The sequence below is a fragment of the Pseudomonas glycinis genome, from assembly GCF_054871425.1.
In genome coordinates, this window is the sequence record NZ_JBTYHF010000001.1 from 569,601 (window position 1) to 583,559 (window position 13,959).

The following is a 13,959-nucleotide window of genomic DNA, read 5'->3' on the forward strand; positions in this document are numbered from 1 at the left end:
ACTGAACACTCCCTGTGGGAGCGAGCCTGCTCGCGAATAAGCGGTCCAGCCAACATCCGTGTCGAACCTTGAACCGTCTTCGCGAGCAGGCTCTCTCCCACAGGGTCCGTGGAGTGCCCATTGGAACGGTGCGCAACTGGCAGCAACAATCGATTAAAAGTCATACTAGCCATGTCGCCACGTCATACCTCGGATCGCCATGAAACGCCTGCCACCCCTGCCCGCTCTGCATACGTTCTGGATCACCGCGCAATGCTGCAACTTCACTCGCGCCGCCGAGCAGCTGCACATTACTCAGGGCGCGGTGAGCCGGCAGATCGCCGGGCTCGAAGAACAGCTCGGTTATCCGTTGTTCATTCGTCTGGCCCGAGGTCTGGCGCTGACGGCCGAAGGCCGCGAATGGCTGCCGCGAGTGGAAAAGGTCTTCGGGCTGATCAGTGAAGCGACCGAGCAGATCGGTCAGACGCGGCAAACCTTGCAACTCAAGGCCCCGAGCTGCGTGATGCGCTGGCTGCTGCCGCGTCTGCTGCAATGGCAGAAGGAACGCCCGGACGTGCCGGTCAAATTGACGGCCTCGCTGCAACACGGCGTGGACTTTCAGCGCGAGCAATTCGACGCTGCGGTGATCTACGGCCCGCCGCCGGACCATTCGCCAGGCGCGCTGCATCTGTTCGACGAGCAACTGACACCGGTCTGCTCGCCGCAATTGCTCAAGGGTTCGCCGGCGCTGAATTCACCGCAGGATTTGCAAGAGCATCTGTTATTGCACCCGACCCACGACATTCAGGACTGGTCGGTATGGCTCGATGCAGCGGGATTGCGATTGGGCAACCTTGGCAGCGGGCAGCATTTCGAAACGCTGGATCAGGCGATGTCGATGGCCTCCCATGGCACGGGTGTGGCGATCGGGGACTGGTCGCTGATTGGCGATGATCTGAACGCCGGACGGCTGGTGATGCCGTTTGCGTTGAAGGTGAAGACGGGGTTGGCGTATTACGTGGTGGTGCCTGCCGCAGCCGAACCCTCGCCGCAACTTGAGGAGCTGATGCTCTGGCTGGTTGAGCAGGCTCATTTGCGCTGAAGCCTCTCCCCTCACCCTAGCCCTCTCCCCAGGTAGAGGGAACTGATTGGGGATACTCAAGAAATTCATCGACCTGACACAGCCACGCCGAATCCACAATCGACACGGTCGTTCAGGTCAATGCGTGACCCAAGACAACTCGGTCGGCTCCCTCTCCCCCGGGAGAGGGAGCTAATTGGGGATACTCAAGAAACTCATCGACCTGACACAGCCACGCCGAATCCATAATCGACACGGTCGTTCAGGTCAATGCGTGACCCAAGACAACTCGGTCGGCTCCCTCTCCCCCGGGAGAGGGCTGGGGTGAGGGGAAAAGGCTTGACTCAATACCCGACCGTATAACGCTGCCGCAAATGCTTCGGCGTCTCCACTTCGTCAATCAGCGCAATCGCATAATCGGCAAAGGTGATCCAGCTGCGCCCTTCGGCACTGACCAACAGGTGATTCTTGCCGACGCGATACTGGCCGCTGCGTTCACCCTCGACAAACTCCGCCGACGGCGACAGGAAAGTCCAGTCCAGTTCCTGCGCCTGACGCAACGCATCAAGAAACGCCGCCCCCGCGCTCGCCTCGGCTTTGTATTCGGCCGGGAAACCGGCACTGTCGATCACCCGCGTGTCATCCGGCAGCAACAGCGAACCGGCGCCGCCGACCACCAGCAAGCGCTTCACGCCCGCCTGTTTTACCGGTCCGACAATCGCCGAGGCCGGGACGGTGGCGAAATGCGCTGCGCTGATCACCACGTCGTGACCGGCCACCGCCGCTTGCAGCGCCGCCGAATCCAGCACGTCGAGGCTCTTGCTGACGACACCGGCGCGATCACCGACCTTTGAGGTATCGCGGGCAATGGCGGTGACGCTGTGGCCGCGACGCAGCGCTTCTTCCAGCAGTTGGCTACCGGCACGACCCGTGGCACCAATGATTGCGATCTTGCTCATGACATTCTCCAGTTGGCTTGAAAATGCTGTGTGTTCAGGTTCGGCTTACCACTGCATCTCGCCCTTGGCGACTTTCGCGCTGAGCTCCAGCGAACTTTCTTCGCCCAGTTGCGGGTAGCGCTTTTTCATCGCTGCGATCAGTGCAGCGGAGTCTTTGGCCTTGGCGGTTTCGGCATCGAAGGCCTTGATGTAATCGGCGGTGAATTTCACGCTCGCCAGCGAGCGGCTGCTGTCACCCAGGTAATGACCGGGCACCACGGTTTGCGGTTTCAGGCTTTCGATGGTGTGCAGGGTGTTCAGCCAGTCGGCGTGGGATTGCGCGGTCTGGGTGTCGGCCATCCACACATGAATGTTCTCGGCGACCACCACGCCACCGACCACTGCTTTGAGCGACGGGATCCATACGAAGCTGCGATCCGGTTGCTTGCCGTCGAGGCCGATCACCTGCAATTGCTTGCCTTCGAGGGTCAGGCTGTCGCCCTTGAGCACGTCCGGGACGATGGTTTTCGCCGGCACGTCGGCGCCCATTTTCGGTCCCCAGTAGGCCAGTTTGCCGTCGACGGTGTGCTTGATGTGATCGACGGTCGGCTGCGAAGCCAATACTTTCGCCTGCGGGAATGCTTTGGTCAGGGTGTCGAGGCCGAAGTAGTAATCCGGATCACCGTGGCTGATGTAGATGGTGGTCAACTGTTTACCACTGGCGCGGATCTTCTCCACCACCTGTTCGGCCTGGGATTTGCCGAATTGCGCATCGACCAGAATCGCTTCTTTCTCACCGCTGACCAGCACCGAGCTGACCGGGAAAATCGCCTCGGTGCCCGGGTTGTAGACATCGAGGCTCAGCTCGGCGGCGGATGCCTGGGCGGCAAAGCCGAAAAATGCTGCGGCGAGCAGAACGCGTTTGAAGGGGGTGAAGCCGATCATTTGTTGCTCCGGATTACCAATGCCAGTCTGGCGATGCAACAGAGCTTAGTTGCCAGACTCAGTACAAAAAATGCGATGCTTGGACATAGTTTGTTTCTGAAAGCGGGCAAATCATGGATCGGCTTCAAGCAATGCGGGTATTCGTCACGGTGGTGGACTTGGGCAGCCAGTCGGCGGCGGCCGACCACCTCGACCTGTCGCGGCCAGTAGTGTCGCGCTATCTGGCGGAGCTGGAAGACTGGGTCGGCGCGCGGCTGATGCACCGCACCACGCGCAAATTGAGCCTGACCGCCGCTGGCAGTGAAATCCTCCCGCGCTGTCGGCAGATGCTCGACTTGTCGCAGGACATGCAGGCCGCCGTCAGCGAACCCGATGACGCGCCGCGCGGATTGCTGCGGATCAGCGTCAGCACCTCGTTTGGCCAGGCGCAACTGGCCGATGCGATGGCGGCATACGTCAAGCTTTACCCAGGCGTGAGTATCGATCTGCAAATGCTCGACCGCACGGTGAATCTGGTCGATGAACGCATCGATCTGGCGATTCGCACCAGCAATGATCTTGATCCGAATCTGATCGCCCGGCGCCTGACCGTGTGCCGCTCGGTGGTCTGCGCAGCGCCGGCTTATCTGCTTGAGCATCCGGCGCCGCAGACGGTTGAGGATTTGAGCCGACACAACTGCCTGACCCATTCCTATTTCGGCAAAAGCCTGTGGCATTTCGAGGAGGATGGCGAACCGGTTTCGGTACCGGTGCAGGGCAATATCAGCGCCAACGAGGCCAGCACCCTTCTGCGCGCAACACTGGCCGGCGCGGGCGTGGCGATGCTGCCGACCTACCAGGCTGGCGTGCATATTCACAACGGCGAGCTGCTGCGTTTGCTGCCACACGCAGAACCGCGCCAGATGAATATCTACGCGGTGTACGCCTCTCGCAAACACATGCCGGCGGCACTGCGCAGCATGCTCGACTTTCTGGTTCAGCGTTTTCCCGAAAATCCCGCGTGGGATGTCGGCCTGTAAACCCGCTCCCACATAGGCATCAATTCGCTGAATGGCCGGCTAAATCCTCAAGCGCACTCGCTGGCAAGTGCGCGCCGCTGACCTATGCTCAAAGTAATACCGCAAGGTAGACGTTCAGAGGTCGAACACCATGAACATCAAAACAAAAAGATACGCCGCCATCTTCATCACCTGCGCCGCCACGCTGGCGCTGTACGGCACCGCTGCCTGGCGGGTCGAGCAGTTGCGCCAGCTGCCGCGCGAGTATGCGAGCTGCAACTATGAGCGGTGTATTCCGCACAATGCCACGCTGAACGCATTGCGCTGATAGACCTGCGCTGGAATGCAACCCTGTGGGAGCGAGCTTGCTCGCGAAAGCGGTGGGTCAGTCAGCCTGTTTGTTGGATGACACTCCGCCTTCGCGAGCAAGCTCGCTCCCACAGGTGTTGGGTGGTGCTTTTAAGGTTGTTGCTCGGCCTTCAAGCGGTCGCGGAATGCCTTTGGCGAAATCCCCACCCGGCGACGGAACAGGCGCGTGAAGTTGGTCGGATCGGAAAAACCCAACAGCTCCGACATCTCGTAAATCGTCATGCTGGTGTAGGTCAGCAGGCGCTTGGCTTCCAGCAACTGACGCTCGTGCATGATCTGCAACGCCGGTTGCCCGGCCAATTCACGGCAGGTGCCGTTGAGGTGCGACACGGAGATGCCCAGGCGATGGGCGAGGTCTTCGACCTTGACGTGCTGGCGGTAAGTCTCTTCCACCAACTGAATGAAACCGTTGAGGTATTCGCGCTGGCGTTGCGGCCGTTGGCTGGCCTTGTGCCGAACGATCGCCTGGCGGCTGACCCAGACCATGATTACGCTGACCAGCGAATGCATGAGCATTTCCCGCGCCGGTTGATGGCCGTTGTACTCGGCCTGCAACGCTGAAAACAGGCTGTTGAGATAATCGCCATCCTTGCCGGCCGGGTAGTTTTCCGCCCGGGCCAACGCGTGTACCGAATCGCCCAATTGCGCCTGCAAATGATTGATCAGCGGCGTGGCCAAGGTGACGATGAAGCCTTCAACATCCTCGGAAAAACGAAAGCCATGCACCGATAACGGTGGCAGCACCTGAATCGCCGGCGTCTCGAGTTGCGTGCGCTGGCCTTCGATTTCGAGCTCTGCCTGACCTTTGAAAACGAACAGCAGCTGGCACAGATCCGCGTGGCGGTGAGGTTTGATTTCCCATTGATGTTCGCGACTGCGCGAGGAAATGGTTTCACAGTGCAGCAAGTCCGGGGTCGGCCAGTCCAGGCTTTCACCGTAGAGCTTGAACACCGGAATAGAAGGCAGGGCAGGCTTGTTCATACTTCAATCCAGGCCTCTGGTTTTTGGGCGATAATCGCACCGATTGGCAGAATGTACAGGTATCGGCTCAGTTTTCACCTTCAATTGACAGACCCGCAAGGGAAAAATGCAAGCACTCGATCCATAAAATCATTCACCGGCTGTTGCTGCGTGAAGCTTGCGAGTCATAAAAACAATGAAAACCCTGAAAACCCAAGTCGCCATTATCGGCGCCGGTCCTTCCGGACTGCTCCTTGGCCAGTTGCTGCACAACGCTGGCATCGACACCCTGATCCTCGAACGCCAGACGCCCGATTACATTCTTGGGCGCATCCGTGCCGGTGTGCTTGAACAAGACATGGTAGAGCTGCTGCGTGAGGCCGGGGTCGGTCAGCGAATGGATGCCGAAGGTCTGGTTCATGGCGGCTTCGATCTGGCGCTGGACGGGCGTCAGGTGCACATCGACCTGCACGCGCTGACCGGCGGCAAAACAGTAATGGTCTACGGCCAGACCGAGGTCACCCGCGACCTGATGGCCGCTCGTCGGGAGGCCGGCGCGCCAACAATTTATCAAGCGAGCAATGTCGTTCCCCATGAGATGAAAAGCGACGAAGCTTTTGTCACCTTCGAAAAGGACGGTGAAAGCTGGCGCGTTGATTGCGATTACATTGCCGGTTGCGATGGTTTCCATGGCGTCGCGCGGCAGTCGATTCCGGCCGATTGCCTGAAGATTTTCGAGCGGGTCTACCCGTTCGGCTGGCTGGGCATTCTCGCCGACACACCGCCGGTCCACGATGAATTGGTCTACGCCCGCCACGAGCGTGGCTTCGCTTTGTGCAGCATGCGTTCGGCCACCCGCACCCGCTATTACCTGCAAGTCCCGGCAGATGAAAACGTCGATGACTGGAGCGATCAGCGTTTCTGGGATGAGCTGAAAAAACGCCTGCCGGATGCCCTCGCGGAAAAACTGGTGACCGGTCCTTCGATCGAAAAAAGCATCGCGCCGCTGCGCAGTTTTGTCGTCGAGCCAATGCAGTACGGGCGCATGTTTCTCGTCGGCGACGCCGCCCATATCGTCCCGCCGACTGGCGCCAAGGGCTTGAACCTGGCTGCCAGCGATGTCAGCACTTTGTTCAATATTCTGCTGAAGGTCTATCGCGAAGGCCGCACCGATCTGCTGGAAAAATACTCGGAGATCTGCCTGCGCCGGGTGTGGAAAGCCGAACGGTTTTCCTGGTGGATGACGTCGATGCTGCATCGCTTCGACGAGCACGATGAATTCAGCCAGCGCATCAGCGCGTCGGAACTGGACTACTTTGTCAGCTCGCAAGCAGGGCAAAAAACCATTGCAGAAAATTACGTCGGGCTTCCGTACGAGGCTATCGAATAGCCTGCTATCGACTTACACTGGCGAGCACTTACCCGCTCGCCTTGTCCATGCGGGTCAATCACTGCCCGCAGGTTTTCCGTGACCACTCTCAATCAGCCTGAAACGCCCAAACCGGCCATTCGCAGCGTGCTGGTCGCCTTGATGATGGCGATCTTCCTCGGTGCGCTGGACCAGACCATCGTCGCCGTGTCGATGCCGGCGATCTCCGCGCAATTCAAGGACGTCAGCCTGCTGGCCTGGGTGATTTCCGGCTACATGGTGGCGATGACCGTGGCGGTGCCGATCTACGGCAAGCTCGGCGACCTGTACGGGCGGCGCAAACTGATGCTGTTCGGTATGGGCCTGTTCACCCTCGCCTCGCTGTTCTGCGGCATGGCGCAGAGCATGGAACAACTGGTGCTGGCGCGGATCCTTCAGGGCATCGGCGCCGGCGGCATGATCTCGGTGAGTCAGGCGATCATCGGCGACATCGTCCCGCCGCGTGAACGCGGCCGCTATCAGGGTTATTTCAGCAGCATGTACGCCGTGGCCAGCGTTGCCGGTCCGGTGCTCGGCGGCTACATGACCGAATACCTGTCGTGGCGCTGGGTGTTTCTGGTCAACCTGCCGCTGGGGCTTGGCGCCTGGTGGGTGGCACGGCGCAACCTGCGCGGCTTGCCGATTCCGCAGCGTAAACCGGTGATCGATTACCTCGGCACGGTGCTGATGATCATTGGTCTCACCGCGTTGTTGCTCGGCATCACTGAAGTCGGCCAGGGTCATTCATGGCGCAGCAGCGAAGTGCTCGGCCTGTTCGCTTGCGCCGTGGTGGTATTGGCGCTGTTCGTCTGGCATGAACGCCGGGCGCGGGAGCCGTTGCTGCCGATGCACCTGTTCGCCAATCGTAATGCCCTGCTGTGCTGGTGCACGATTTTCTTCACCAGTTTCCAGGCCATCTCGCTGATCGTGCTGATGCCGCTGCGCTTTCAAAGCGTCACCGGCGCTGGCGCCGACAGCGCGGCGTTGCACTTGCTGCCTCTGGCGATGGGCTTGCCGATCGGTGCCTATTTCGCCGGCCGGCGCACCTCGATCACCGGACGCTACAAACCGCAGATTCTTACCGGGGCGATCCTCATGCCGATCTCGATTCTCGGCATGGCCTTCAGTCCGCCACAAGCAACGCTGCTCAGCGGTCTGTTCATGCTGCTCAGCGGCATCGCCGGCGGCATGCAGTTCCCGACCTCGCTGGTCGGCACGCAGAACTCGGTGGAACAACGCGACATCGGCGTCGCCACCAGCACCACCAATCTGTTCCGCTCACTGGGCGGCGCGGTGGGCGTGGCGTTGATGTCGGCGCTACTGCTGGCGTTGCTGCACGATTCCAGTTTCGCCCACCTGGCGAACAGTTCGCTGATCAGCGAGGGGCATTCGGGCAACGTCCTGCTCGATGGCCTGAACGCCGCCCCCGGCGAAGCGCAGAACGCTTTGCGCGCGGAGCTGCTGGTGACCTTCCGCCACTTGCTCTGGGTCAGCACGGCAGTGTCGTTGCTCGGGCTGGCGGCGGCGATTGCCATGCCGAACAACCTGCTGCGCGGGCGGGAGCACGGCGCGAAATGAGCCTTTTGCGCTGATCGTTCCCACGCTCTGCGTGGGAATGCCTCAACGGACGCTCTGCGTTCGGCCTTGCATGGGACGCAGAGCGTCCCGGGCTGCATTCCCACGCGGAGCGTGGGAACGATCATCGCGCGCTCAAGGGCTGTAGTAGCCCACCGCGACGAGGAAATGCCCGACCTTTTTCAGGTACGCATGCTTGTCCTCGATCTTGCCGGTCACCGGGTTTTTCCAGCGGTATTCATATTCGCCTTCATCCTGCTTGCCGATCAGCGCCAGAATCGGCTCGCCCACCGGTTTGCCTTCCGGATCCTTGACCTTGCCAAAATCAGTGTTGATCAAACGCAGATTGGTGCCGTGGGCGACATAGCGCTGGTTGTTCAGATCGACCACGAAGACATACAGGTCATCCTGCAAGTAACCGCCCTTGAGTGAGTTGATCGCGGTCAGCGTGCCCTTCTCGTCCTTGGTCAGATCCGTCGCGGCTTTGTCCAGCAAGGCCTTGGCTTGCTCAGCCGAAGCCCGTGGCAGGTAGTAACCCACCGCGAGAATGCGCTGCCCGACGCGCTGATAGAACACATGCTTGCGCTCGACCTTGCCGTCGGCCCAGTTCTGCCAGCGGTATTCGGCCTGCTGGATGCCATTGCCTTCCGGCACTTTCAGCGCATCCTTGAACGCCTTCTGCAGATCCGGCCCGAGCACTTCGCTGACATCACGGCCGATCAGCGCCGATGACGGCCCGCCACTGGCAAGCATGACGCCTTTGGTGTCGAGGACGAACACGTAGCGATCCTTGTCGACGAACTCACCCTGGCGGCTGAAGGCGGCGAACGCCTTGTCACCATTGTCGTGGTAGTAGGCCAAGGCTTTTTCCAGCAGGGCGATAGCGGCCTGACTGTCCTCCTTGGCGGCGGTGGCGGCGCTGGCCTGGCCGAAACCGGCCAACAGCATCAGGCCGAGCCAGACCACTTTATGCAAAAACCCCATAGCGCATCCCTCGTTCTTTTTGGTGTTTCAAGAGCGTAGACGGCTTGGGCTGATGTACGAGTATTCAGAATGATGCAGGGGATTACAGGCCCCTGTGGTAAGGGGACAAAGCACTCCAGGGAACAGATCAGTCGCTATGGGCGGGAATTGATCTGCTGCTGGAGATTCTGGATCTGCGCCTGCAAGGTGTTGAGGTTGCGGGTCATCTGCGCGCGGAACGCATCGAACTCGGCGGTGTTGCCGCCACCCTGTGGCGCTGCCGGGCGGTTGTCCTGCTGACTTTTCAGCACCACGATGTCCTGCTCCAGACGATCGATCGCCGCGCTCGGGTTGCCCTGTTTCTTCAGCGCGGCGATATCGGCGCCGAGGCTTTTGAACTGGGCGTCGAAGGCTTTCAACTGGGCATCGACCTTGCTGGTATCGGCCGGGGTGCTTTTGATGGTCGCCAGCTCGGCACTCAAAGCTTTGACCTGAGCCTGCAACTGCGTATTGGCGTTCTGTTGTTCGGTGGTCTGCGCGGTCATCTGCGCCAGACGCTTGTCCAGTTCGCTGGCATGCCCGGCCACGCCTTGCTGCTGCTTGCTCTGGTCGAGCAGCTTGCCTTCGAGTTGCTTGATTTGCAGCTTCAGCGCTTCGCTGTCGCTGCTGACGTTGCTCTGGCTGGCGACGACCTTGCCGGAAATATCCTGCAGGCGCCCTGCCGCTTCTTCGCTGATGCGGGCGAAGCTTTCCTGGGTGGCGACCAGTTGCTGCTCCATCAGCGAGATCTGCTGAAAGCTCCACCAGGCCAGACCGATGAAGGCAAAAAACAACGCGCCGACCAGCGCCCACAGCGGCCCGGTGCTGGCGGCCTTGACCTTGACCACTGGCGCGCTGCGCGAATGCACGGAAGTGCGGGGGCCGGGTGCGATGTCATCGTCATCGAACGGGTCGGCGCGCAGGCTTGGCACGTTGTCGAAATCGTCGTCGTGGGCATCGTTTCGCATGGACATTGAGGCAACCTTTGGCAAACGCGGTGATGGCTAAATGCTGCGAAGTATAACCGCCGCAGCCGCAGGCATTGACCCTCAACCCGCAAGGCGGTTCATTGCCGCCCGGCCGAATCGTTTCAACGGATGTCCTGGGCTTTCCACCACGCACAGAACTCATCGAGGGCCGCCCACAGGCTGACTTTCGGATCGTAGTCGAGATAATGCCGGGCGCGGCTGATGTCGAGGGTGAAATTTTTTTTCATGACCTGCATGCCCAGGCGCGACAGGGTCGGCTCAGGGCGTCCCGGCCAGAGCATGCACGCGCCTTCGTTGAGCGCCGCGACGCTGTAGGCCAGACCGTAGGAGCGGTATTTGCGCACCTGATCGACGTCCATCCGCCGCATCACGTAATTGACCACGTCCCACAGCGGCACCGGCGTGCCGTTGCTGATGTTGTAGGCCTTGCCGAGCGCCGAACCTTGCGCCAACAGGCTGCTGAGCATGGCTTCGTTGAGGTTCTGCACGCTGGTGAAATCGACCTTGTTCAAGCCATTGCCGATGATCGCCAAGCGGCCCTTGCGCTGCATCTTCAGCAGGCGCGGGAAGATGCTCATGTCGCCGGCACCGGTGACGAAACGCGGGCGCAGGGCGATGGTTTCCAGACCGAATTCCTGGGCACCGAAGACTTTCTGCTCGGCCAGATATTTGGTCGCGGCGTAGGGATGCTTGAAGCGTTTGGGCACTTGCTCTTCGGTCAGACCGAGATGGTCGCGGCCATCGAAATAGATCGACGGCGACGACAGATGCACCAGCCGCCGCACCCGCTGCTTGAGGCACGCTTCGACGACGTTTTCGGTGACTTCGACGTTGCCCTGATGAAAGTCCTGATAACGCCCCCACACGCCAACCGCACCGGCACAATGCACCACGGCTTCGACGTCACGGCACAGGTCGTGCACCAGATCGGCGTCGGTCAGATCGCCCGGCACGAACTCCGCGCCCCGGCGCACCAGATGCTCGACGCTCTCGGCCCGGCGACCGTTGACCCGCACTTCAAGGCCCTGCTCCAGGGCGAAACGCGCAAAGCGCCCGCCAATAAAGCCGCTGGCGCCGGTAACCAAAATCTTCATCAAAAACTCCAGGGAAGCAGCTGCAAGCTTCGAGCTTTCAGCTGCAAGTTGAAACGGTGCGTGTTCTTGCCGCTTGCAGCTTGACGCTTGTTGCTGCGTTCAAGCCACTAGCCATTGCTTTGAGGAGCGCAGCAGTTGTTCGGTCAGTAGATTGAGCAACTGGCCGCCATTGCGCCAATGATGCCAGTACAGCGGCACGTCGATCGGTTTATCTGGCAGCAATTCGCGCAGCACCCCGCGTTGCAACTGTTCGCGCACCTGCAGTTCCGGCACCAGCCCCCAACCCAGACCGGCCTCGGTCAGGCGAATGAAGCCTTCGGAAGACGGGCATAAGTGATGCTCGAACGCGCCGTCGACGCCCAACAGCGCCAGATAGCGATGCTGAAGAAAATCGTCCGGGCCGAACACCAGCGCCGGGGTGCGCGGCAGCTGTTCGGCGCGCACGCCATCCGGAAAATGCCGGGCGATGAAGGCCGGGCTGGCCAAGGCGCGATAACGCATGGCGCCGAGCAATACGCTGCGTGCGCCGGCCACCGGGCGCTCGCTGGCGCAGAGACACGCAGCCACTTCACCGGCACGCATGCGTTTGAGGCCGACGGTCTGGTCTTCGACGATCAGGTCGAGCAACAAATGCTGCTCGGCGCAGAAACCGCCGACGGCCGCGGCCCACCAAGTGGCGAGGCTGTCAGCGTTGAGGGCGATGCGCAGGCGATCGGGCAGGCCTTCTTCGTCCAGCGCCGGCACCACCGATTGCAGGTCGCGCTCGAGCAGACGCACCTGCTGCACATGGTTGAGCAGGCGGCGGCCGATCTCGGTCGGCGCTGGCGGTGTTCCGCGCACCAGCACTGGCTGGCCGACCCGCGCTTCAAGCAATTTGATGCGCTGGGAGATCGCCGACTGCGACAGGCCCAGCACCTGTGCAGCGCGATCGAATCCGGCCTGCTCGACCACAGCGGCGAGCGCGGAAAGCAATTTATAGTCGAACATCAGTTTTCCTAATGGGCGATCAGCACTATTGGTTTTTCTTATACAGCGTCACATCGGAGAATAGCCAGCAAGCACTCTCCTTCAAGGATTTCCCTCATGTGGCAAAGCTATGTAAACGGCCTGTTGGTGGCGTTCGGCCTGATCATGGCGATCGGCACGCAGAACGCATTTGTCTTGGCGCAAAGCCTGCGCCGTGAACACCATTTGCCGGTGGCGGCATTGTGCGTGGTGTGTGACGCAATTCTGGTCGCGGCCGGGGTGTTCGGCCTGGCGACGATCCTGGCGCAGAACCCGACCCTGCTGGCGATCGCCCGTTGGGGCGGCGCGACGTTTCTGATCTGGTACGGCAGCCAGGCGCTGCGCCGGGCCTGCTCGAAACAGAGCCTTGAGCAAGGCGAAAACCAGACCGTGCGTTCGCTGCGCGCAGTGATGCTCAGCGCTCTGGCGGTGACCTTGCTCAACCCTCACGTTTATCTCGATACGGTATTGCTGATCGGCTCGCTGGGTGCGCAGCAATCGGTGCCGGGCGCTTATGTAGTCGGCGCGGCGAGTGCATCGTTGCTGTGGTTTTTCACCCTGGCCCTTGGCGCGGCATGGCTGGCACCGTGGCTGGCCCGCCCGAGCACCTGGCGCATTCTCGATCTGGTGGTGGCGTTGATGATGTTCGCCGTGGCCGCACAGTTGATCATCGCCGGATGAATAATTGCCAAAGGCTCTGGAACCTCTATCCCACACAGTTGTTGCGTGGTTAAGGCGCGACCCCGGTGCTATGATCCGAACCCTGCGCCGCAAAGAGTAAAAACTCGCCGGTGCATTTCCGGCCGCCCGTGATCGGCCTTGCGCTCACCGCAACAGACCTGATTAGGAGAATCATCATGGCTTTCGAATTGCCGCCGCTGCCTTACGCACACGATGCCCTGCAGCCGCACATCTCCAAGGAAACCCTGGAGTTCCACCACGACAAGCACCACAACACCTACGTCGTGAACCTGAACAACCTGGTGCCAGGCACCGAGTTTGAAGGCAAGACCCTGGAAGAAATCGTCAAGACTTCTTCGGGCGGCATCTTCAACAACGCCGCTCAGGTCTGGAACCACACTTTCTACTGGAACTGCCTGGCGCCAAACGCCGGCGGTCAACCAACCGGCGCCCTGGCAGACGCCATCAACGCAGCGTTCGGTTCGTTCGACAAGTTCAAGGAAGAATTCAGCAAAACCTCGATCGGCACCTTCGGTTCCGGCTGGGGCTGGCTGGTGAAAAAGGCTGACGGTTCCCTGGCCCTGGCCAGCACCATCGGCGCCGGCAACCCGCTGACCAGCGGCGACACCCCGCTGCTGACCTGCGACGTCTGGGAACACGCTTACTACATCGACTACCGCAACCTGCGTCCGAAGTACGTTGAAGCGTTCTGGAACCTGGTCAACTGGAAGTTCGTGGCCGAGCAGTTCGAAGGCAAAACCTTCACCGCTTAAGCTGCGCGCCCGATGAAAAGCCCGGCTTCGGCCGGGTTTTTTTATGCCCGGCGCATGGCGTTTCTCGCACGGTAAAAGCAGCTTCACGCCGTTTGCCGCCAGCCCCCAGCCGTCTACCATCACAGAAAGGAAAAAATCTTTGGCCCAGTGCTCAAGTTGAAG

The 13,959-nt window shown here is 60.7% G+C and carries 14 protein-coding genes; 7 read left to right on the forward strand and 7 right to left on the reverse strand.

Going from position 1 to position 13,959, the window contains the following annotated elements; translation table 11 throughout:
• Positions 1-199 precede the first annotated feature (199 nt).
• Positions 200-1,081 (forward strand): LysR substrate-binding domain-containing protein, encoded by an 882-nt coding sequence (locus tag ACYSTU_RS02515; RefSeq protein ID WP_336463843.1) that lies wholly within the window; start codon positions 200-202, stop codon positions 1,079-1,081.
• A 323-nt stretch (positions 1,082-1,404) separates the two neighbouring features.
• On the opposite strand, the gene ACYSTU_RS02520 is transcribed toward ACYSTU_RS02515, so the two are convergent.
• Positions 1,405-2,019 carry an NAD(P)-dependent oxidoreductase gene (locus ACYSTU_RS02520; RefSeq protein WP_498995712.1) on the reverse strand — a complete coding sequence of 205 codons (615 nt, stop codon included), beginning with the start codon at positions 2,017-2,019 and terminating at the stop codon, positions 1,405-1,407.
• 45 nt (positions 2,020-2,064) lie between these two features.
• Positions 2,065-2,943 carry an MBL fold metallo-hydrolase gene (locus tag ACYSTU_RS02525; RefSeq protein ID WP_217878752.1) on the reverse strand — a complete coding sequence of 293 codons (879 nt, stop codon included), beginning with the start codon at positions 2,941-2,943 and terminating at the stop codon, positions 2,065-2,067.
• Between the two features lie 113 nt (positions 2,944-3,056).
• Here ACYSTU_RS02525 and ACYSTU_RS02530 point away from each other — a divergent pair, with 113 nt between their 5' ends.
• The gene (locus tag ACYSTU_RS02530) at positions 3,057-3,962 is read left to right on the forward strand and encodes a LysR family transcriptional regulator (protein ID WP_498995717.1); all 906 of its coding nucleotides are present in this window, start codon (positions 3,057-3,059) and stop codon (positions 3,960-3,962) included.
• Between the two features lie 130 nt (positions 3,963-4,092).
• Entirely contained in the window at positions 4,093-4,269 is a 177-nt protein-coding gene (locus ACYSTU_RS02535) for a hypothetical protein (RefSeq protein WP_016773438.1), read from the forward strand.
• A 131-nt stretch (positions 4,270-4,400) separates the two neighbouring features.
• On the opposite strand, the gene ACYSTU_RS02540 is transcribed toward ACYSTU_RS02535, so the two are convergent.
• Positions 4,401-5,291, reverse strand: coding sequence for a helix-turn-helix domain-containing protein (locus tag ACYSTU_RS02540; protein WP_110603224.1), 891 nt, complete (start codon positions 5,289-5,291; stop codon positions 4,401-4,403).
• Positions 5,292-5,466: 175 nt separating this feature from the next.
• Here ACYSTU_RS02540 and pobA point away from each other — a divergent pair, with 175 nt between their 5' ends.
• On the forward strand, positions 5,467-6,660 hold the full coding sequence (gene pobA, locus ACYSTU_RS02545; RefSeq protein WP_498995719.1) for a 4-hydroxybenzoate 3-monooxygenase: 1,194 nt from the start codon (positions 5,467-5,469) through the stop codon (positions 6,658-6,660).
• Positions 6,661-6,738: 78 nt separating this feature from the next.
• On the forward strand, positions 6,739-8,256 hold the full coding sequence (locus ACYSTU_RS02550; protein WP_498995721.1) for an MDR family MFS transporter: 1,518 nt from the start codon (positions 6,739-6,741) through the stop codon (positions 8,254-8,256).
• 132 nt (positions 8,257-8,388) lie between these two features.
• Here the strand turns inward: ACYSTU_RS02550 and ACYSTU_RS02555 are convergent, their stop codons facing one another.
• The 4 genes from ACYSTU_RS02555 to ACYSTU_RS02570 all read right to left on the reverse strand — a co-directional run bounded on the left by ACYSTU_RS02555 (position 8,389) and on the right by ACYSTU_RS02570 (position 12,325).
• Entirely contained in the window at positions 8,389-9,237 is an 849-nt protein-coding gene (locus ACYSTU_RS02555; protein ID WP_217878756.1) for a cache domain-containing protein, read from the reverse strand.
• Between the two features lie 134 nt (positions 9,238-9,371).
• On the reverse strand, positions 9,372-10,229 hold the full coding sequence (locus ACYSTU_RS02560; protein ID WP_498995725.1) for an ATPase: 858 nt from the start codon (positions 10,227-10,229) through the stop codon (positions 9,372-9,374).
• Positions 10,230-10,345: 116 nt separating this feature from the next.
• Positions 10,346-11,338, reverse strand: coding sequence for an NAD-dependent epimerase/dehydratase family protein (locus ACYSTU_RS02565; protein WP_136492805.1), 993 nt, complete (start codon positions 11,336-11,338; stop codon positions 10,346-10,348).
• 99 nt (positions 11,339-11,437) lie between these two features.
• Complete coding sequence (locus ACYSTU_RS02570) at positions 11,438-12,325, reverse strand: LysR family transcriptional regulator ArgP (RefSeq protein ID WP_016773433.1); 888 nt, start codon at positions 12,323-12,325, stop codon at positions 11,438-11,440.
• A gap of 96 nt (positions 12,326-12,421) precedes the next feature.
• On the opposite strand from ACYSTU_RS02570, the gene ACYSTU_RS02575 reads away from it, so the two are divergent.
• Positions 12,422-13,024, forward strand: coding sequence for a LysE/ArgO family amino acid transporter (locus tag ACYSTU_RS02575; protein ID WP_016773432.1), 603 nt, complete (start codon positions 12,422-12,424; stop codon positions 13,022-13,024).
• 176 nt (positions 13,025-13,200) lie between these two features.
• Positions 13,201-13,797, forward strand: a complete 597-nt coding sequence (locus tag ACYSTU_RS02580) for a superoxide dismutase (protein ID WP_016773431.1) — start codon at positions 13,201-13,203, stop codon at positions 13,795-13,797.
• Positions 13,798-13,959: the final 162 nt, after the last annotated feature.